The 19,351-nt window shown below is 70.4% G+C and carries 16 protein-coding genes; 9 read left to right on the top strand and 7 right to left on the bottom strand.

Annotated features, from left to right (window positions below):
* The first annotated feature begins 531 nt into the window (after window positions 1–531).
* Window positions 532–1,122, top strand: a complete 591-nt coding sequence (locus ACGFJ7_RS32935) for a pyridoxamine 5'-phosphate oxidase family protein (protein WP_360253569.1) — start codon at window positions 532–534, stop codon at window positions 1,120–1,122.
* A 171-nt stretch (window positions 1,123–1,293) separates the two neighbouring features.
* On the opposite strand, the gene ACGFJ7_RS32930 is transcribed toward ACGFJ7_RS32935, so the two are convergent.
* On the bottom strand, window positions 1,294–2,466 hold the full coding sequence (locus ACGFJ7_RS32930) for a dipeptidase (protein ID WP_360253567.1): 1,173 nt from the start codon (window positions 2,464–2,466) through the stop codon (window positions 1,294–1,296).
* Window positions 2,467–2,629: 163 nt separating this feature from the next.
* On the opposite strand from ACGFJ7_RS32930, the gene ACGFJ7_RS32925 reads away from it, so the two are divergent.
* From ACGFJ7_RS32925 to ACGFJ7_RS32915, 3 genes are all read left to right on the top strand, one after another.
* Window positions 2,630–4,150, top strand: a complete 1,521-nt coding sequence (locus tag ACGFJ7_RS32925; protein WP_392645641.1) for a DNRLRE domain-containing protein — start codon at window positions 2,630–2,632, stop codon at window positions 4,148–4,150.
* A gap of 276 nt (window positions 4,151–4,426) precedes the next feature.
* Window positions 4,427–4,726: a hypothetical protein gene (locus ACGFJ7_RS32920; RefSeq protein WP_392645639.1), complete on the top strand. Its 300-nt coding sequence runs from the start codon at window positions 4,427–4,429 to the stop codon at window positions 4,724–4,726.
* On the top strand, window positions 4,675–5,943 hold the full coding sequence (locus ACGFJ7_RS32915) for a putative bifunctional diguanylate cyclase/phosphodiesterase (protein ID WP_392645718.1): 1,269 nt from the start codon (window positions 4,675–4,677) through the stop codon (window positions 5,941–5,943). Before ACGFJ7_RS32920 ends, ACGFJ7_RS32915 begins: the two co-directional genes overlap by 52 nt.
* Before the next feature lie 203 nt (window positions 5,944–6,146).
* Here ACGFJ7_RS32915 and ACGFJ7_RS32910 read toward each other — a convergent pair whose 3' ends face one another.
* Window positions 6,147–8,261, bottom strand: a complete 2,115-nt coding sequence (locus tag ACGFJ7_RS32910) for a glycosyltransferase family 39 protein (RefSeq protein WP_392645637.1) — start codon at window positions 8,259–8,261, stop codon at window positions 6,147–6,149.
* A 153-nt stretch (window positions 8,262–8,414) separates the two neighbouring features.
* Here ACGFJ7_RS32910 and pgi point away from each other — a divergent pair, with 153 nt between their 5' ends.
* The 3 genes from pgi to ACGFJ7_RS32895 all read left to right on the top strand — a co-directional run bounded on the left by pgi (window position 8,415) and on the right by ACGFJ7_RS32895 (window position 12,528).
* Entirely contained in the window at window positions 8,415–10,046 is a 1,632-nt protein-coding gene (gene pgi, locus ACGFJ7_RS32905) for a glucose-6-phosphate isomerase (protein ID WP_360253558.1), read from the top strand.
* A gap of 33 nt (window positions 10,047–10,079) precedes the next feature.
* Complete coding sequence (locus ACGFJ7_RS32900; RefSeq protein ID WP_392645636.1) at window positions 10,080–11,144, top strand: winged helix DNA-binding domain-containing protein; 1,065 nt, start codon at window positions 10,080–10,082, stop codon at window positions 11,142–11,144.
* A 64-nt stretch (window positions 11,145–11,208) separates the two neighbouring features.
* The gene (locus tag ACGFJ7_RS32895) at window positions 11,209–12,528 is read left to right on the top strand and encodes a glycosyl hydrolase family 18 protein (RefSeq protein WP_392645634.1); all 1,320 of its coding nucleotides are present in this window, start codon (window positions 11,209–11,211) and stop codon (window positions 12,526–12,528) included.
* A gap of 186 nt (window positions 12,529–12,714) precedes the next feature.
* Here the strand turns inward: ACGFJ7_RS32895 and ACGFJ7_RS32890 are convergent, their stop codons facing one another.
* The 3 genes from ACGFJ7_RS32890 to ACGFJ7_RS32880 all read right to left on the bottom strand — a co-directional run bounded on the left by ACGFJ7_RS32890 (window position 12,715) and on the right by ACGFJ7_RS32880 (window position 15,431).
* Complete coding sequence (locus tag ACGFJ7_RS32890) at window positions 12,715–13,386, bottom strand: hypothetical protein (RefSeq protein ID WP_392645633.1); 672 nt, start codon at window positions 13,384–13,386, stop codon at window positions 12,715–12,717.
* 129 nt (window positions 13,387–13,515) lie between these two features.
* Window positions 13,516–14,460: an FAD-dependent oxidoreductase gene (locus tag ACGFJ7_RS32885; RefSeq protein WP_392645631.1), complete on the bottom strand. Its 945-nt coding sequence runs from the start codon at window positions 14,458–14,460 to the stop codon at window positions 13,516–13,518.
* Complete coding sequence (locus ACGFJ7_RS32880; protein ID WP_392645629.1) at window positions 14,457–15,431, bottom strand: FAD-dependent oxidoreductase; 975 nt, start codon at window positions 15,429–15,431, stop codon at window positions 14,457–14,459. Before ACGFJ7_RS32880 ends, ACGFJ7_RS32885 begins: the two co-directional genes overlap by 4 nt.
* A gap of 224 nt (window positions 15,432–15,655) precedes the next feature.
* Here ACGFJ7_RS32880 and ACGFJ7_RS32875 point away from each other — a divergent pair, with 224 nt between their 5' ends.
* On the top strand, window positions 15,656–16,585 hold the full coding sequence (locus ACGFJ7_RS32875) for an SCO2521 family protein (RefSeq protein WP_392645627.1): 930 nt from the start codon (window positions 15,656–15,658) through the stop codon (window positions 16,583–16,585).
* Complete coding sequence (locus ACGFJ7_RS32870) at window positions 16,582–17,541, top strand: DUF6879 family protein (protein WP_360253544.1); 960 nt, start codon at window positions 16,582–16,584, stop codon at window positions 17,539–17,541. The genes ACGFJ7_RS32875 and ACGFJ7_RS32870 overlap by 4 nt, the downstream gene beginning before the upstream one ends.
* On the opposite strand, the gene ACGFJ7_RS32865 is transcribed toward ACGFJ7_RS32870, so the two are convergent.
* The gene (locus tag ACGFJ7_RS32865) at window positions 17,526–18,437 is read right to left on the bottom strand and encodes an SCO2522 family protein (protein WP_392645626.1); all 912 of its coding nucleotides are present in this window, start codon (window positions 18,435–18,437) and stop codon (window positions 17,526–17,528) included. The genes ACGFJ7_RS32870 and ACGFJ7_RS32865 overlap by 16 nt on opposite strands.
* Complete coding sequence (locus ACGFJ7_RS32860) at window positions 18,434–19,351, bottom strand: SCO2523 family variant P-loop protein (RefSeq protein ID WP_360253540.1); 918 nt, start codon at window positions 19,349–19,351, stop codon at window positions 18,434–18,436. The genes ACGFJ7_RS32865 and ACGFJ7_RS32860 overlap by 4 nt, the downstream gene beginning before the upstream one ends.

The following is a 19,351-nucleotide window of genomic DNA, read 5'->3' as shown; positions in this document are numbered from 1 at the left end:
TGCGCCGAGTGCGCCTGTGCCCGACGGCAGTCGCAGCGGGCCTGCTGTGGACGAAGCGGGTGGGTGGGAGCGCAGCGGGCCGGCTGCGTCTGAGGCGGGGGCGCGGCGGGTCGGCCGTGTCCGAAGCGGGTGGCGGGGCGCAGGTGGCCGGCCGTGTCCGAAGCGGGTGGGCGGGAGCGCAGCGGGCCGCCGGCGTCCGGAACGGGTGTGCGGGGGCGGCGGGCCCGCTGTGTCCGAAGCGGGTGGGCAGGGGGTGGCGCGGCGGTTGCTCGGCCGTCTGTGGCGGCGGGGCTCGCGATGCGGCCAGTGGACAGCGTGAAGTGGCTGCGTGAAGTGTTCTCTCATGTCACCCGATCGAGTGACAAGTGCTGGTGGTGGGGTTCGTGGGGAAGGGGAGGCTGGGCTGCGTCAACGGTGTTGATTCGGGGTGGAGCTTTGTATGCCGGGTGGTGCATGTGACTCAGTGCGATCTCGTGCGCACGATGTGAAACTGTCGCGCAGCGGGAAGGATCCGGGAGCTGGAGGGCCATCATGAACCACGGTGAGCGGCGGCTGCAGGACACGCTCGGTACTCGGGAGCGGGCGGACGCCTTTGCGGAGCGGCAGACCCTGCACCGCCTCAATGACAGGATGCGGCAGTTCATCGGGCGGCAGGAGATGATGTTCCTGGCGACTGCTGATGCCGGTGGGGAATGTGACAGCACCTTCCGGGCCGGGCCGGCCGGGTTCGTGCGGGTGCTGGACGAGGAGCACCTCAGCTGGCCCGAGTATCGGGGCAACGGGGTCATGGCGAGTCTGGGCAACATCACCGAGAACGGGCACGTCGGGCTTCTCTTCGTCGACTTTCAGGACTCGATCGGGCTGCACGTCAACGGCACGGCTGAGATCGTCGAGGACCCCGGTGTGCAGGATGATGTGCCGCCGGGGCTTCGGGCGCAGGTGTGGGTCGTGGCCCGGGTTCAGGAGGCCTACATCCACTGCGCGAAGCACATTCCGCGCATGATGCCCGTTCCGCGGCAGCGTGGGCGGGAGGCCGCCGTTGAGCAGCCCAAGAAGAGCGACTACTTCGTGCCGGCCCCGGCCCGGCTGCGCCCGATTCCGCCGGCCGACGCGGCGGCGTGAAGGCCAGCGGCGCAAAAGCCAGCGGCGTGAGGGGCTGCGGGCGTGAGGGGCTGCGGGCGTGAAGGGCTGCGGGCGTGAGGGGCTGCGGGCGTGAAGGGCTGCGGGCGTAAAGAGCAGTAGCGGAAAGGGCGGTGGCGCCCCACTTGCACTGGGGGCGCCACCGGGATGCCGTCAGCGGGCCGGCGACAAGGGCCAGAGAGGCTCCTGGGCCAGGCGCTCTGATTCGCGCAGGACACGGAGGATGTTGCCGCCCGTGAGTTTGTCCAGTTCCGGGCCTGACCAGCCACGGCTGGACAGTTCGGCCAGCAGGCGCGGGTAGCCGGAGACGTCGCGCAGGTCGTCGGGGAGTTCCGTGGTGCCGTCGAAGTCGCCGCCCAGGCCCACGTGGTCGACGCCGGCCACGTCGCGGGCGTGCTCCACGTGGTCGGCCACCAGCGTGGCGGGTACCGGCGGGCGGGGATTGGCCGACAGCCACGGGGTGAACGACGGGTGCTCCATCGGGTCGGGGCCGGGCCAGTCCTGGACCGCCGACGGCTCCTCGCCGGGGCGGGGCGCCCGGGGCCAGCCCGCCACCGGCAGGCCCAGTCGGGCCAGTTCCTCGTCGGCGGCGGCCGACCAGGCGCGGGCCTCGGCCGAGACGAACGGGGCCACGAACGTGAGCTGGATGACGCCGCCGTTGTCGCGCAGGCGGGTCAGGACGTCGTCGGGGACGTTGCGCGGGTGATCGTGCAGGGCCCGTACGCCGGAATGGCTGAAGATCACTGGGGCGAACGCCGTGTCCAGGGCCGCGTGCATCGTCACCGGGGCGACGTGGGACAGGTCGACCAGCACGCCGATGCGCTGCATCTCGCGGACCACCGCTCGGCCCTCGTCGTTCAGGCCGCCCACCTGGGGTTCCCGCACCGCCGCGTCGGCCCAGGACAGGTTCTCGTTGTGGGTGAGAGTCACGTACCGTACGCCCAAGCGGGCGAACGACCGCAGAACGCCCAGCGACGACGCCAGGCTGTGGCCGCCCTCGATGCCGATCAGCGACGCGATTTTTCCGGCCTCGATGGCGCGGGTGACGTCGTCCGCGCTGTAGGCGATGGCGAAGTCGTCCGGATACGCCGCCACCATCCGGTAGACCGCGTCGACCTGCTCCATGGTCGCCACGACCGCCTCGGGCTCGCTCAGGTCGCCGGGCACGTACACCGACCAGAACTGCCCGCCCACCCCGCCGGCCCGCAGACGGGGGAGGTCCGTCTGCAACTCCGGCCGCGGCTCGTCGAGCCCGTCGACCGCGTATCCGTAGCGTCCGCGCAACTGCATGGGCAGGTCGTTGTGCCCGTCGATGATCGGCATCATCCTGTCTGGCTACCTGAGCGAGGCCGAGAAGCGCAAGTTGAGGAAAACCGCCTCCGCAACCTGACCGCACCGTCCGGGGCACCGGGCGCGCACCGGGCGGCCTGGAATCTCTTTCCCATGCCCGGCCACGAAGGTGCCGGACACAGCGGGGGAGTTCGTCAAGTTGCGTCGTTCGAAGCTGCAGAGGTATTCGGTCCTGACCGCCGTGCTCGCTGGTGCGGGCGCCACCGCCCTGACCGGCACCACGGCCGTCGCCGGCACCAGCGCGACGATCAAGCTCGCCGCCGGTGACGACACCTACGTCTCCACGGTCCGCACCGGCACCGTCTTCGGCGCCGAGGACAAGCTGGTCGCCGGCGTGATCGGCAAGGAGACCAAGACCTCCTTCCTCAAGTTCGCGGTTCCGGCCGGCACGAACGTCGCGTCGGCCCGCCTGACCCTGACCGCGCAGGCGAAGTTCGCCGGCCAGCTCAGCGTCCGCAAGGTGACCAGCACCGCCTGGACCGAGGGCAAGCTGACCGGCGCCACCGCGCCCACGCTCGGCGCCGTCGTCGGCACCGCCACCCCGAGCGGCACCTTCTCCGTCGACCTGGGCAAGTCGATCACGGGCCCGGGCACGTACGCGTTCGCCCTGACCTCGGCGTCGTCGGCCATGCGCTTCAACTCGGCCGAGGCCAAGACCGGCGCCCCGGTCCTCGAGGTGACCACGGAAGGCGACACGTCGCCGCCAGTGCCGGCGGCCGGAAAGGACTGCACGACGGGTGACAAGCTCGTCCCCACCTGCGGTGTCCTCTGGGGCGCGGCGGCCGGCGGCTTCACCGACGCCCCGCGCGACCAGGCCCTCAAGGACTGGGAGAAGCTCAGCGGCCGCACCTCGACCATCTTCCACACGTACCACAAGGGCGACGAGCTCTTCCCGACCAAGGCCGAGATCGCGATGACCGCGGACGCCGCGAACCCGCGCGTGCTCCTGACCAACTGGAAGATCGCGTACGGCTCGAACTGGGCCAAGGTCGCCAGGGGCGAGCAGGACAAGCGCATCGACGCTTTCGCCGCGCGCGCCAAGGCGTACGGCAAGAAGTTCTTCCTCGCCATCAACCACGAGCCGGAGAACGACGTCGTGGCCCGGGCCGGCTCGGGCTTCGAGGCGAAGGACTTCGCCGCGATGTACCGCCACACCATCGAGCGGCTGCGGGCCAAGGGCGCCACCAACGTGATCAACGTGATGGCGTACATGGGCAACGAGAAGTGGATGGCGCAGAGCTGGTGGAAGGACCTGTACCCCGGTGACGACGTCGTCGACTGGATGGGTCTCGACTCGTACGTGAGCGCCGAGAAGGGCTACTACCACTACGGCAAGTTCAACGACCTGCTCGACCGCGCGCCGACCGGCGGTGGCCTCGGCTTCTACGAGTGGGCCACCACCAAGCACGCCGCCAAGCCGCTCATGGTCGCCGAGTGGGGCGCCTACCACCGCGTGGGCAAGACCGCCGACAAGGCGCCGGTCTACCAGAGCGTCCTGCCCGAGCTGGCCAAGCGGCCGGCCATCAAGGCGATCGTGTACTTCGACACCGCCAGGGACGACGAGGGCGACCGCGACATCAGCATCAACAGCACCGCCCCGGCGCTCGCCGCGTTCAAGAAGCTCGCCGCCGACCCGGTCTTCCAGGTCAAGCTGGGCTGATACAGGCGTGGTGGGCGAGGTCAACCGAATCCCAGGTGTCCTGTGACACCCATTGTTCACACTCGTTTGACTTCCCGTAGTGCTCCCTTTCCGTACCGTTAACCACTGACGTGGGAATGCTGGAAAGGGGGTCCGCCATGGCGAAGAAGTCCAAGAAGGACAAGAAGGACAAGAAAGACAAGAAAAAGAAGAAGAAGTAATCTTCGCGCGGCGGCTCTCCCCAGGGAGCCGCCGCGTTTGTCTCAACTGCCCCGCCCGGATCCCGATCATGCGGGCATGCGGATCCGGGTGGCCCTCGGCTTCGTCGACGCGCTGCTCATCACGACGTCCCTGTTCGTGATCTGCTGGAACCTGGTCATCCAGCCGGCGCTCGCGGCCGGTCATCCGTACGCGATCAGCCATCCGGTGGCCGACGTGATCCTGGGCACGGTGGCGCTGTGCGCGCTCGCCCTGGTGCCGTTTCTTCTCGATCCTGTTGATCGTGGCTCGACGCCGACGCGACGGTCCGCTTCCCGAGCTCGTCGATCGAGCGGATCTTCGGATACCGCGTCGGTGACTCGGTCGGCGTCCGGCTGACCGACGTCACCGGCCCGCTGGTCGCGGAGAAGATCGCCGAGGTGATGCGGGGCGCGACGACCACGTTCGAGGTGATGATCCGCCATGCCGACGGGGTCGAGCGCCGAGCCGAGATGACCATCACGAATCTGCTCGACGACCCGTACATCAAAGGTCTGGTCCTGAACACCCGTGACATCAGTGAGGCCAGCGGCCTCCAGGAGCGTCTGCGCCACGACGCCGGTCACGACGCGCTGACCGGCCTGGCCAACCGCAGCCTGTTCCGCGAGCGGCTGGCCGCGGCCGTCGCCGAGGGCGAGGTGGCGATCCTCTTCCTCGACCTGGACGGCTTCAAGGAGATCAACGACAGTCTCGGACACGCCGCCGGCGACCAGCTGCTCGTGCAGGTGGCGCGGCGGCTGCGCGCCGCCGAGCCGCATCTGGTCGCCCGCCTCGGCGGCGACGAGTTCGCGGTGATCGTGCCGACCGGCTCGCCGGTGGACGTCGCCGACCGCGTCCTCGGCGAGCTCGAAGCCCCGTTCGTGATCGACGGGCGCGAGGTCCGCGCGGGCGCGGGCATCGGCATCGCGTCCTCTGTGGACGCGAGCGACATCGAACAGTTGCAGCGCAACGCCGACCTAGCCATGTACCGGTCGAAGGAGGCCGGCGGCGGCAGATGGACGGCGTACCACCCGAGCATGCACGACGCGCTGATGCGGCGGGTGTCGCTCGCCGACGACCTGCGCCATGCTCTCGACCGCGACGAACTGGTCCTGCACTACCAGCCGCCGGTCGACCTGCGTACCGGCGAGGTAGTGGGTTTCGAGGCGCTGGTCCGCTGGCAGCATCCGGTGCGCGGCCTGGTTCCGCCGCTCGACTTCATCGGCGTCGCCGAGTCGACCGGCCTGATCGGGCCGCTGGGCCGCTGGGTCATGGCCACGGCATGCCGACAGGCGGTGGCCTGGGGCGGCGTGCACATGGCGGTGAACGTCTCGGTCCGCCAGTTCGAGACGGGAGACCTGGCCGGCACGGTCGCCGAGGTTCTGGCCGAAACCGGCATGCCGCCGCACCTGCTCACCTTGGAGATGACCGAGAGTGTCCTGCTCACCGACACCGAGGAGCTGAGCATCCTGCGCGACATGGGCTGCGACTACGCCCAGGGATATCTGCTTTCCCGCCCGCTGCCGGCCTCGGAAGCCCTGAAGTTTCTCGCTTGCCCTTTCGAACTAGCCTCCTAGGAAGTTGTACGCGTCGTCGGCCACCCCACCGCATCGGCGCCCTTCCGGGCCCGGCGAAGCGGACTGAGTGCGACACCGGGCCGTAGCGCCGGCATCCGGGCTGAAGACTCTGGTCACCCTGGCCACCCGAAGCCGTGGGCCGGCGGAGCCCCGCGTCCGGCGGGACGCGGGGCTCCTGTACTGCATTCGGCCGGTCCGGAGGATCAGTTGGTGGCGGTCTGAGTCAGGTCGTAGACGGTGGTGTTGCCGACCGTGGTGGCGGTGTAATGCTCGGCCACCCAGGCAGCGATCTTGCCGGCCTCCGTGGTGGTGCCGCCCATGCCGCCTCCGCCCATGCCGCCGCCGGAGATGTAGTAGTGGATCTGGCCGGCCGCCACATAGGCCTCGAACTGCTCCAAGGTCGGTGAGGCGTCGCCGCCGTTCCAGCCGCCCAGGGCGATCACCGAGGTGCCGGTGGCCAGTTCGAGATCGGCGGCGGAGGTGGCGCCGCTGACGGCGGCGCTCCACTTCGTGGTGCCGGCCTCGAGGAGGGCGTTCAGCTCCGAGTTGCTGCTCGTGCCGCCACCACCGGGCCCGCCGCCCGCGGTGGCGCCGTCGCTGGCCGCCTCGCCGCCGGTCGCCTCGCCGCCGGTCGCCTCGCCGCCGGTCGCCTCGCCGCCGGTCGCCCCGTCGCCGGTCGCCCCGTCGCCGGTCGCCCCGTCGCCGGTCGCCTCGCCGCCGGCCGACGAGGGTCCGGCCGGCGAGCCAGTGGATGACGAGCTGGACGAAGAGGACGAGCCGGGTGGGGTGCCGTTGGGAGTGAAGGCGCCACCCCGCGTACCGCCACCGAAACCGCCACCGCCCATGCCGCCGGCGGCGGACGACGGGCCCGACGTGGGGATCGAACCCGTGTGAGCCACCGTGGCCGTCGCCGCCGCGTAGGCGGCGCCTCCCGCGCCGGCCGAGAGGATCGCCGCCACCAGGGCGACCACCCCCCAGCGGCGCAGCCGTGACGCCGGCACCAGCAGCGCCACGGCGAACACCGCGCCCAGTCCCAGCGACGCCCAGCGCAGAATCGGCAGCCAGTCGGCCCGGCCCAGCAGCACCCAGCCCCACACCGCCGTGGCCAGGACCATCGCCGCCAGCATCACTCGGCCCCACACCCGGGTCCGGTAGAGCCACAGCACTCGCCCGCCGGCGCCCACCAGCGCCGCGACGCCCGGAGCCAGCGCCACCGTGTAGTACGGGTGGATCGTGCCGCTCATGTACGAGAACGTCAGGCCGGTGACCAGAACCCAGCCGCCCCACAGGATCATCGCCGCGCGGGCCCGGTCGGTGCGCGGCGCCGTCCACGTCGCCGCCAGCACCGTGACCAGCGCGATCAGCGCCGCCGGGAGCAGCCACGAGATCTCCAGGCCCATCGAGGAGCCGAAGAGGCGGCCGATGCCGGTGGCGCCGCCGAACGACGTGTTCTGGCCGCCACCGCCACCCCCTCCGTTGCCGGAGCCACCCAGGATGCGGCCCAGGCCGTTGTAGCCGAGCGCCAGCTCCCACAGCGAGTTGTTCGTCGACCCCGCGATGTACGGGCGGGACGACGCCGGCCACAGTTCGACCAGCAGCACGTACCAGCCGGCCGAGACGATCAGGGCGAGGCCGGCCACCAGCAGGTCCCGGATCCGCTTGCCCAGCCCCGTCGGCGCCGCCACCAGATAGACCAGCGCGAACGCCGGCAGCACCAGGAACGCCTGCATCATCTTGGTCAGGAAGCCGAAGCCCAGCAGCACGCCGGTCAGCGCCAGCCACTTCCAGGACGCCTTCTCGACCGCCCGGACCGTCGTGTAGGCGCCGGCCGTCATCAGCAGCACGAGCAGGGCGTCCGGGTTGTCGTAGCGGAACATCAGCACCGCGACCGGGGTCAGCGCCAGCGCCGCCCCCGCGGTCAGGCCGGCCGCCGTACCGAACCAGCGCTTCACCGCCGCGTACAGGAACCAGACGCTGGCCACGCCCATCAGGGCCTGCGGGGCCAGGATGGACCAGCTGTTCACGCCGAAGATCCGGGCGGACAGGCCCATGACCCACATCGCAGCGGGTGGTTTGTCGACCGTGATGGCGTTGCCCGCGTCGAGCGAGCCGAACAGCCACGCCTTCCAGCTCTGCGATCCGGCCTGCGCGGCCGCGGCGTAGAAGCTGTTGCCGTATCCGGAGGCGCTCAGGTCCCACAGATAGAGGACGGCGGTCGCCGCGAGCAGCACCAGGACAGGCCACCGGCGCGGTCTGCGAGGGGCCGGGGCCTCGTGCCGGGGCGCGGCCGCCGCTGGTCGTTCCATCAAGGTCGTCATGGCGTCCACGGTCGGCGGCGGGGCCGTGGCGGCTCTGTGGCCGGTCTGTGTGCCGTCTATGAGGTAGTGATCTCCACTGCGTCGCCGTCGCCGCGCTGCGATTCGTGCCAGGATGAGGATGAGAGTCCGGGTTTCGAGCGAGAGACAAGGTCAATGAGCGAACACGTTTCCGACAGCGCCGAATGGCAGGCGCTGCAGGGCCAGGCCGAGAAGTTCTCGGCGGTGCACCTGCGCGACCTGTTCGGCAGCGACTCGAAGCGCGCCGAGCGCTTCACCGCCACGGTGGCCGACCTGACCGTCGACTACAGCAAGAACCTGGTCACCGACGAGGTGGTGTCGGCGCTGCTGGCGCTCGCCGGCAAGGCGAAGCTGACCGAGCGGATCGCGGCGATGTTCGCCGGCGAGCACATCAACGTCACCGAGGACAGGGCCGTGCTGCACACGGCGCTGCGTCTTCCCCGTACGGCCAAGCTCGTGGTCGATGGGCAGGATGTGGTGGCCGAGGTGCACGAGGTGCTCGACCGCATGGGCGCGTTCAGCGACAAGGTGCGCTCGGGGGAGTGGACCGGCCACACCGGTCAGCGCATCCGGACGGTCGTGAACATCGGCATCGGCGGTTCCGACCTGGGCCCGGTGATGGCCTACGAGGCGCTGAAGGCGTACAAGGCGGCCGAGATCGAATGCCGGTTCATCTCGAACATCGACCCCACCGACCTGTACGAGAAGACGCACGACCTCGACCCGGCGACCACCCTGTTCGTCGTCGTCTCCAAGACCTTCGGCACCCAGGAGACGCTGACCAACGCCACCGAGGCCCGCAACTGGCTGCTCAAGGGCCTCGGCGGTGACAACGCGGCGGTGGCCAAGCACTTCGTGGCGGTCAGCACGAACGCTTCCCGCGTCGCCGACTTCGGCATCGACACCGCCAACATGTTCGGCTTCTGGGACTGGGTGGGCGGCCGTTACTCGCTGCCGTCCGCGGTCGGCCTGTCCGTCATGATCGCGATCGGCAAGGAGCAGTTCGCCGACATGCTCGGCGGCTACCACACCGTCGACGAGCACTTCCGCACCCAGCCGCTGGAGAGCAACGTCCCGGCGCTGCTGGGCCTGCTCAACGTCTGGTACGACACGTTCCTCGGCGCCCAGTCGCACGCGATCCTGCCGTACTCGCAATATCTGCACCGCTTCGCCGCGTACCTCCAGCAGTTGACCATGGAGAGCAACGGCAAGTCCGTACGTCTCGACGGCAGCTCCGTGGGTTACCAGACCGGCGAGGTCTTCTGGGGCGAGCCCGGCACGAACGGCCAGCACGCGTTCTACCAGCTGATCCACCAGGGCACGAAGCTGATCCCGGCCGACTTCATCGGTTTCAGCCAGCCCAACCACGACATCGGCGAGATGCACGACCTGTTCATGTCGAACTTCTTCGCCCAAACGGGTGCGCTTGCTTTCGGCCGTACGCTCGAGCAGGTCCTCGCCGAGGGCACGCCGGAGCAGATCGCGCCGCACCGGGTGATGCAGGGCAACCACCCGACCACGACGATCATCGCGCCGAAGCTGACCCCGGCGGTGCTGGGCCAGCTGATCGCCCTGTACGAGCACATCACGTTCACCCAGGGCACGATCTGGCAGATCAACTCGTTCGACCAGTGGGGCGTCGAGCTGGGCAAGGTCATGGCCAACCAGCTCGCTCCGAAACTGACCGCCTCGTCGGCCCCGGCCGCCGACGACGACTCGTCGACGAACAACCTGATCCAGCTGTACCGCGCCGGCCGCGGCCGCTGATTTCTGTCGTACCCGGGGCCTAGGGTCGTCGTCATGGATTCCACGACGGCCCTGGGCCTTCGCATGTCAGCGCTGTTTCCGCCCGCTCTGTCGTCGGTGGCCGAGGTGGTGGAGTGGTTCGGCGCCATGCAGGCGCAGGATGTGAACAGTGGCCTGTGGTCCTTCGGCGCCCGGCTGCCCGGTTTCACACTGGCCGACGTCGAGGCCGCCGTGGAGAGACGCGAGGCCGTGCGCACGTGGCCGATGCGCGGCACGGTCCACTTCGTCCCGCCCGCGGACGTCCATTGGATGCTCGATCTGATGGGTTCGCGGGCGCTCGCCGGCGCCGCCAAACGCCGGGAGACCATCGGGCTGTCGGAGGCCGACGCCGACCGGGCGGTCGACATCCTGGGCGCGGCGCTGGCCGGGGGAGGGCGCCTGACCCGCGCCCAGTGCCTGCAGGTGCTGGCCGAGAGCGGCGTCGCGACCACCGGCCAGCGGGGCTATCACCTGCTTTGGTACGCGGCCCAGCGCGGCGTGACGGTGATCGGCCCGCACATCGGCAAGGAGCAGACCTTCGTCCTGCTCGACGAGTGGGTGCCGTCCCCGCGCCGCCCGTCCCGGGAGGAGGCGCTGGCCCTGATCGCGCTGCGCTACTTCCGCAGCCACGGTCCCGCCACCCGCAAGGATTTCGCCGGCTGGACCGGCCTGACCATGACCGACTGCAAAGCCGGTATCGCGGGGGCCGAACTGGACACCGTGGACGTCGACGGCGTCGAGATGGTCGTCGCGCCCGGCTTCTCCTCCGCCGCGGTCGCGCAGTGGTGGGCGCTGCCGGGCTTCGACGAATACATGCTCGGCTACAAGGACCGCTCTCTGATGGCCACGCCGGAACAGTTGGCGGCGATCATTCCGGGTGGCAACGGGATGTTCCAGTCGACGCTGGTCCGTGACGGCCGCGTCGTGGCGACCTGGAAGCGGGCGATCACCGCCAAGGGCGTCACGATCACCGTCACTCCATTGGTGTCCTTCACCGCGAAAGATCACCGGGCGGCCGAGGAGGCGCTGGCCGTCTACGCGTCCTACCTGGGGATGCCGCTGACTGTTAAGAACCCTTGATATTTATGAAGGTGAACTCCATGATGTGGGTGTCGCACGTCACGCACGCATCGAGGGAGTCGCCATGGGTGTCCGTCGTCTTGTGTTAGCGCTGGTCACCGGGGTGGCGGTGGCGGCCGGCTCGACGGTGCTGGCCGCGCTCCCGGGCTCGGCGGCCGTCGCCTGCTCCGGGGTGACGTGGAGCGAGGGGCCGACGTACACGGCCGGGCAGCAGGTCACCTACAACGCGCACCTCTACCAGGCGCTGGTCACGCACACCGCCTGGGCCGGGACCGGCTGGAACCCGGCCTCGACGCCGACGTTGTGGAAGGACCTCGGCGCGTGCACCGGCGGCCCTACCACGACCCCGCCTACCACGACCCCGCCTACCACGACCCCGCCTACCACGACCCCGCCCGTCACGACTCCGCCGGCCACCACCCCGCCCGCGACCGGTTGTGCGGTCAAGGGGCGGCCCGCCGGCAAAGTGCTCCAGGGCTACTGGGAGAACTGGGACGGTGCCTCCAACGGCGTACACCCGGGAATGGGCTGGATCCCGATCAACGACAGCCGGATCACGCAGCACGGCTACAACGTGCTGATGGCGGCCTTCCCGGTGATCCGCTCCGACGGCACGGTGCTGTGGGAGAACGGCATGGACGCCGGGGTCAAGGTGCCCACGGCGGCCGAGATCTGCGCGGCCAAGGCCGCCGGCGCCACCGTCCTGATGTCGATCGGCGGGGCCACGGCCGGTGTCGACCTGAGCTCGGCCGCCGTCGCCGACCGGTTCGTCGCCACGATCGTGCCGATTCTCAAGCAGTACAACTTCGACGGCATCGACATCGACATCGAGACCGGCCTCACCGGCAGCGGGAACATCAACACCCTGTCGACCTCGCAGGCCAACCTGATCCGCATCATCGACGGCGTGCTGGCCCAGATGCCCGCGAACTTCGGCCTCACCATGGCCCCCGAGACCGCCTACGTCACCGGCGGCAGCGTCACCTACGGCTCGATCTGGGGCTCATACCTGCCGATCATCAAGAAGTACCTGGACAACGGCCGGCTCTGGTGGCTGAACATGCAGTACTATAACGGCTCGATGTACGGCTGCTCCGGTGACTCCTACTCGGCCGGCACGGTGCAGGGCTTCACCGTGCAGACCCAATGCCTCAACAACGGCCTCACCATTCAGGGCACGACCATCCGGATCCCGTACGACAAGCAGGTCCCGGGCCTGCCCGCCCAGCCCGGTGCCGGCGGTGGTTACATGACGCCGTCGCTGGTCACCCAGGCCTACAACAGCGTCCCCGGCATCAAGGGCCTGATGACCTGGTCGATCAACTGGGACGGCTCCAAGTCCTGGACGTTCGGCGACAACGTCAAGCGTCTCCAGGGCCGCTGACCCGACAGGATCTGATCACCGGCCCGGACCGTCCCCGGGCCGGTGATTCTGTTCAACGGCCGGCGATCTCCGAACGCATCAGCTCCATCAGCCGGCCCAGCCAGTTGGCGCCGCTCGAGTTCCCGTACTTCGAGGCCCAGTCGTTGTAGAGCAACCGCGCGTCACCTGTGCCGAGCAGCGTCGCCGCTATTGCCGGGTGGCGCTAGTCTCCGGTCCGTCCGCCACCCGCTGCGCCCGGCTTTCGGCAACACCGGCCTCGCTCCGGCGGAAATAGCCGAGCGCCTGCTCCCGGAGCTCCGGGGTCACCGTGAGCGTGTGGTCCGGGTGCCGGGCCGGAATCGTCGCGCCCGGATCGGCGAGCAGGATCCGCACCGGTACGTCGTTCTGGTCCATGTCGCCGAGCATGTAGATCCGCCTGTGTTCGGGCACCGCCCGGTACAACTCGCGAACAATCTCCAGGTTGGCCCGGGTCGGGGCGGCGGCATACGCCAGCAGCGCGTTCCAGCAGCGCCGGGAGGAGTCCGGCCGATCATTGAGATCGTCAAGCTCGTCGGCGAGCTCGCCGATCACCATCTCGGGCGTCAACCACGACTCCAGTGCTGGCACGGTTCCCCTTGCCGTACCGGCGATGATCAGCGATGCCCCTTCGGGCGGGGTCAGGGTCAGCGTGCCGTCGTCGAACGCGGCGCGGAGACCGTCGAGATCGGTGGATCCGAACCGCCAGAGGACGACGCCGTCCGCGAAGACACCGAGCGTGCTGAGCGCGTAATGATCGCCTCGGTTGACGAAGACGAGGCGTTGTCGCCCCTCGATGACGTCGTCGCCGACCGTGCGCGACGTCGGGGTGCTGTCCGGCATGCCGGCGAGCCTAACGGCACGCGGGGCCGGCCCCGGCTGCTCGGCACCGCGTCTCCATCACCCCTGCAGACACAGATGCACGATCCCGGGGCGAATCACCGGCGCTCGGCGAGCGGGAGGTCGATCACGTCAAGCGCCTCCAGGACCGCTGAGCAGATCCCGCACGATGTCCGCGACGTCGCCGGCGCAGCCCCACGAGGTGCTGACGCCGGCGCCCCCGTGCCCGTAGTTGTGGACGAGGTGACGGCCGCCGCCCCGATTCTCGGCCTCCAGCCGCACGGTCGGCCGCATCGGCCGCAGCCCGACCCGGTGACCGAGCAGCGGCGCGTCCGCGACCTCGGGGAACACTGTCGCGCAGCGTTCGACGATGCGCCGCGCGACCACCGGGTCGGGCGCCAGGCTCTCCGAGCCGAAGGTCGCGCACCCGCCGAGCAGGAGAGCGTCGCCCTGCGGAATCAGGTAGGTCATCTCCTCGACGAAGTCGGTGTACTCGAGGAAGAAATGGTCCAGGCCCGGGTTGCGCACCACCACGAGCTGCCCGCGGCACGCCGTCACCTCCGGGTCCGGAACCAGTTCCCGCGAACCCAGCCCGGTGCAGTTGACCACGATCGGCGCCTCCGCGAACCCGTCCTCGAGCCGGTCGAGCCGTCCGGGCACCACCTCACCCGTGAACCGCTTCGCCAGCCAGGACAGGTACACCGGCATGTCCGTGATCGGTGACTCGTAGCGCCAGCCGGTCACGAACCCGGCCGGCAGATCGTCCGGGTCGCACGCGGTGGCCCATTCCGGGATCGCGACCGGCGTCCGGGACGCCTCCACGCCCGGCGTCACCCGCACCCCGGCCGCGGGGTCGGCGGCCAGCCCGGTCAGGACGTCGAAGGTGGTGGCGGTCCACCGCCGTACGTCCGGGTGGTCGGCCAGCTCCGCGTCCCAGATCGCCCCGGCCGCGGCCGAGGTCGTGTCCGCCGACACCGACTCGGCCCGGACCCGTACCCTCAGGCCCTGCTCCCGCAAGCGGATGGCGGTGGTCAGGCCGACGACGCCGGCGCCGACCACGAGAACGTCGAATCTCACACTGCCGAGGTTATGTCCTTCACCATCGAGGCGACGTCGTCCGCGCAACCCCACGACAGGCTGACGCCGGCCCCGCTGTGCCCGTAGTTGTGCACGATGTGCCGGCCGCCGCCCAGCTCCTCGTGCTCGACGCGCACCTCGGGCCGCGACGGCCGGATCCCCGTGCGGTGCCCGAGGATCTCGGCGCCGCCGATGGCCGGGAAGATCTCGCTGCACCGCCGCACGATGGCCTCGGCGATCCGGATGTCGGGCACCGGGTCGGCCTCGCCCTTCTCGGCGCTGCCGCCCAGCAGCAGCACGTCGCCCTGCGGCAGCAGATAGGTCATCTCGCCCAGCTCGTCGGTGTGCTCGGCGAAGAACTCGGTCAGACCCGGATTGTGTACGGCGACGAGCTGCCCCCGGATCGGCTGGACCGTCGGATCGGGCACCAGCTCGCGGGCGCCGACCCCGCTGCAGTTGACCACCACGTCGGTGTCGGCGAACGCGTCGCCCAGGCTGGGCAGCCGCCGGCCGAAGACGAGCTCCCCGCCCGCGGCGATCAGCCGGCGCTGCAGCTCGTGCAGGTAGGCGGGCATGTCGATGATCGGGGCCGTGTAGTGCCATCCGCTGGCGAAACCGCGTGGCAGGTCGGCGGGGGTGCAGTCGCGGTAGCCGGGCAGGCCCACCGCCCAGCCCGGGGTGGGGATCGCGACGCGTGAGGCCTCCACGCCGTCGATGACCCGGACACCCGGGAAGCCGTTCTGTGCCAGCTCGGTGAAGACGTCGTAGGAGCGGGCCGCCCAGTGCTCGACCCGGTCGTGTTTGGCGTAGATCGGGTCCCAGATGGCCCCGGCGGCGGCCGAGCTGCTCTCGCGCGGCTCCTGCTCGGCGCGCAGACGAACGCGGACACCGCTCTCGGCCAGCAGCACACCTGTGGTCAGGCCGGAGACACCGGCGCCGACGACGAGCACATCGGGTCGGTCTGAGGTCACCTTCCGAAGCTAACTGTCATCGATCCCGTAAAGGGGGGACGTGAGAATTTCTCCGGCGACTGCCGCTTTTGGCGTCCGGTCCTTGCCACCTGCCACAATGGATGGTAGGCAATGCCACGTAACGTCGACGTTCGATCACGCACGGTGTTGCAATCCGCCGACCTTTGGGTTCCAATCGAACGGCGGATCCACCGTCGAAGGTTGGGGGCCTGGACGTGGTCATCGTGGGCGAGGTCCACACCGGGCTGCTGCGCGGGCGCGACCCGATGAGCGCGAGCGCGGCGGCGCTGCTGGTCGACCTGGTGGCCGGCGAGCCTGTGCTGCGCCTGGATCGCCCCCGCGCGTACGCCCGCTCACCCGAGCGTCCCGTCGGCGTCGACTGCCCTCTCGGCGTGCCCGCACCCGCCCGTCAGGTGCGCGGCATCGGCACCGTCCTGCAGGGCGCCGCCATCACCGGCGGCCACGTCGTGCAGGGCACGGCCTGGGCCACCCTGGTGCCGGTCACGGGCAGCGCACGCCAGCCCTGGTCGCACTACCTGGCCCGGCCCGGCGTCATCGAGACCGTCGGCCGGTGCCGCCCGGCCGAGCTGGCCGCCGGCTTCGCCGCCGCCGAGCGGGCCCCGAACGCCCTCGACCTGGGCGAAATCGCGGCCCGGGCGTCCGACGTGGTGCAGAGCGCGGTCCCCGACGGCGGCCGGTCCCGCGACCGGTTGCGCCTGCCCCGGACCCGGCTGCGATTCGTCGTCGAGCGGTCCGAGACCGCCGCCCCGCCCCGCTTCGACGTGCACGACGACCAGCTGCGCCTGCTGCACGTGCACGCGGCCGATGACGTCGACGCCCGGCTGCTGGTGACCTTCGCCGAGGACCTGGCCCTGCACGACTGGCTGCTCACCTCGGTCGACGGCATCGTCGACCGAGCGGCCATCGGCGCCCTGCCGCTCGACGAGTCGCTGCGCCGGCTGCGGCCCGCCGTCGACTACCTGCTGCACCTGTGGCTGCCCGGCGGGCGCGGCGGCGAGCCGGCCGAACGGCTCTGGGAGGTCGTGGAGAGGCGGGCCGCGCTGACCCGGCAGTGGGTGCTGCTGCGCGACCGCATCCGCGACCAGCTCGCGCTCGGGGCGGTGGCGGCCCTGTCCGCGGCGACACCGCGGTGAGCACCCTGTCGCGCCAGTTCGGCGAGGGACCCGGCGTCCTGCGGACGGCGCTGGCCACGCTGGCCACCGGCGGCCTCACCTACCTGATCACCAACGGGCTGGACCAGCCGCAGTCGGTCTGCCTGACACTGTCCGTCCTGATCGGCGGCATTGTGGTGATCATCCGCTTCCTCATCGAGTTCGAGAAGCGCCTGGCCGTCGTCGAGCGGCTGCAGAAGGACGGCATGGAGGACATGAAGAAGCTGGTCGGCGACGCCTTCACCGAGATCAGCGAGGCCACCGCGCTGTTCGGCCTGATCGAGGCCTCGGCCCTGCAGACCGACCTGGTCACCCAGCTGGTGCGCAACTCGACGAACATCTCGCCCGACTCGCCGCCGATCGTCTACCAGTTCGTCCAGGCCAAGATCAAAGAGACGTCCGACTTCCTCAAGCAGCTCGCCGAGGGCGGCACGGTCACCTACTACGGCGAGGACCGCGACTGGCTGCTCGGCCTGACCCGGCACGCCACCGAGAGCGTCGACGCGATAAGCCTGGCCGCCGTCGACCACGACCTGTGGCAGAGCGAGATCGGCCAGCGCTACCTCGACGCCCAGCGCCGGGCGGCCCGGGCCGGCAAGCGGGTGCGGCGCATCTTCGTGCTCGACGTGCCGGACATGGAGCACGAGCCCAGCCTGCGCAAGGCCTACCAGGAACAGCGCGAGATGCTCATCGACGTCCGCCTGCTGGACCGGGCGGCGGTGCCCACCCCGCTCCAGGTCCAGCTGCGCGACCTCATCATCTTCGACGACACCCTGGCGTACGAGACGACACCGACCACCAACGACCCGCAACTGGCGCAGGTGGCCGAGACCCGCCTGGTGTTGACCGACTCGCGGGTCAAGGAGTGCGCGCAGCTCTTCCGGGAGCTGTGGGACGTCTCCCGTGAGCTCGACCCGCACCCTCAGAGCAGGGCGTAACCGATCCGGCCCACCGTCTCCTCGGGCAGGTCGAGACCCTCGGCCCGGGCCCGGTCGCGCACCTGCGCCGCGGCCACCGGATCGATCGCCACGGCGCCCAGGATGGTCCGGACGGCCAGCTCGATCGGCAGGAACCGGGCGTCCATCGCGGTGAAGGACCGGTAGGCGCGAAACGGCGCCGCCTGCGGGTTGAGCCGCACGACGGGCGGCATCCGATCCCACTCGGCCGGCAGCTCGCCCGGGGTGCCCGGCTCCGGCTCGGCGATCGGCTCGCCCAGCCGGCGCACCAGGCCGAGACGCTGCAGCTGCCACACGGCGGCCAGGAACGGGCAGGACCACAGGCGGTCGCCGTCCGGCCGGTCGCTCCACAACTCGACGTCCACGAAGATCGAATGGTTCTGCACGGCGCTCTGCCGGGCCGGCTGCCACTGCCGCGGCGCCGCCATCGCCGAGGTGGGCGCGGACGGGGACCGCTCGCCGTTGCTGAGCCAGCCGGTGATCTTGGTGGCCGGCCGGCCGTTCGCCCCCTCGGCCGGCTCGTCGACCAGATGGTCCTGCACGAGACGGGCCACGTCGACGTCGCCGGCGCGGGCGCAGCCCGACTCCCGGGCCACGTAGTCGATCGTCAGCCCCTCGGCGCGGGCCGCCTCGACCAGCATCGTGACCACGTCGCGGGGCGTGGAGAACCGGGTGAAGTAGTCGTCGATCAGGAAACACGTGCTGATCCGGGGCCGGCTGCGGGTGACTGCGGCCTCGGTCATGCGGGAGGCGGTCTCGGCCCACGGACGTACGCGCCGGAACTGCTCCCTGAGGTTTTTCTCGCCGCCCTCGAAGTCGTCCATGTAGAGATGGCCGAGCTCGAGCGAGAGGTGCGACAGGGCCACCGAGCGGGTCACAGGCCGACCCACGCGCTCGCGTCGACGATCTTCTTGGACAGGTCCTCGAAGGCGGCGACCGTACGCTCGTTGGCCGTGCGGTGCAGCCACACGTCATCGTTCGAGATCAGCTGCTCCTGCCATTGCAGCACCGGATCGAGCGGCACCTCACCGATCATGTTGAGCCGGCCGACGCCCTTGCGCGAGGCCAGATCCTGCAGGCGCCGGTTGCAGACGTCGAGCCAGGCCAGCTGCTCGGCCCGCAGGCCGGCCTGGTCGGGGGAGGAGGGATCCAGTACGGCCGTACGCACGAACCGGATCGACTCGCGCAGCTGGGCGGTGTCGTGCCCAAGATGCCCGGCGGTCTCGATGATGCCGTACCGGCCGAAGACGAGGCCGCTCGCGGCGATGATGTGCTGCCGGGTCCACCGGTGGAACACCAGCCAGCGCGCCTGCACGTCGCGCAGCGCCGCGTGCTGGGTGGCGGCCAGCACGATCTCCGTCGCGTAGGAGCGCCCGGCGCTGAGGTCGACCAGGATCAGGTCGTACTCCTCGTCGAGCCGCTGGAACAGCGTCACGCACCGGTCGACGATCCCCGGCGCGGAACTGAACTCGCCCCGCCCGGCGTCCCCGGGCACCAGGGTGAGCCGCCCGGCCCCGGCCGGCCGGCTGCGCAACGCCTCACGCTGCGAATCGGCCCACACGTTGATCCGCCGGGGCTCGGGCGACCCCTCGAGCAGGTAGGTGTGCAGGCCGCCGGACTCGACCCCGGCCAGCGCCTCGGGCAGATCGAAGATCGCCCCCGACGTCGGTGACCCGAAATCGAAGTCGAGATAGCACGCGTCGTAGCCCTGCAGCGCGTGCCGGTAGGCCAGGTTGCTGCTGGTCACCGACCGGCCCGTGCCGCCCTTGTCGGACGTCGCGAAGAGCAGCAC

Source organism: Actinoplanes sp. NPDC048988 (genome assembly GCF_043197815.1).
GTDB lineage: Bacteria > Actinomycetota > Actinomycetes > Mycobacteriales > Micromonosporaceae > Actinoplanes.
The sequence above is the reverse complement of the archived record's forward strand: the minus strand, read 5'-3'. Positions and strand labels throughout refer to the sequence as shown.

Coding starts and splice junctions, on each gene's coding strand:
- ACGFJ7_RS32900 (WP_392645636.1), top strand. CDS start 10,080: ATGGATTCCACGACGGCCCTGGGCCTTCGCATGTCAGCGCTGTTTCCG.
- ACGFJ7_RS32935 (WP_360253569.1), top strand. CDS start 532: ATGAACCACGGTGAGCGGCGGCTGCAGGACACGCTCGGTACTCGGGAG.
- pgi (WP_360253558.1), top strand. CDS start 8,415: ATGAGCGAACACGTTTCCGACAGCGCCGAATGGCAGGCGCTGCAGGGC.
- ACGFJ7_RS32895 (WP_392645634.1), top strand. CDS start 11,209: ATGGGTGTCCGTCGTCTTGTGTTAGCGCTGGTCACCGGGGTGGCGGTG.
- ACGFJ7_RS32910 (WP_392645637.1), bottom strand. CDS start 8,261: ATGACGACCTTGATGGAACGACCAGCGGCGGCCGCGCCCCGGCACGAG.
- ACGFJ7_RS32890 (WP_392645633.1), bottom strand. CDS start 13,386: ATGCCGGACAGCACCCCGACGTCGCGCACGGTCGGCGACGACGTCATC.
- ACGFJ7_RS32930 (WP_360253567.1), bottom strand. CDS start 2,466: ATGATGCCGATCATCGACGGGCACAACGACCTGCCCATGCAGTTGCGC.
- ACGFJ7_RS32920 (WP_392645639.1), top strand. CDS start 4,427: ATGCGGATCCGGGTGGCCCTCGGCTTCGTCGACGCGCTGCTCATCACG.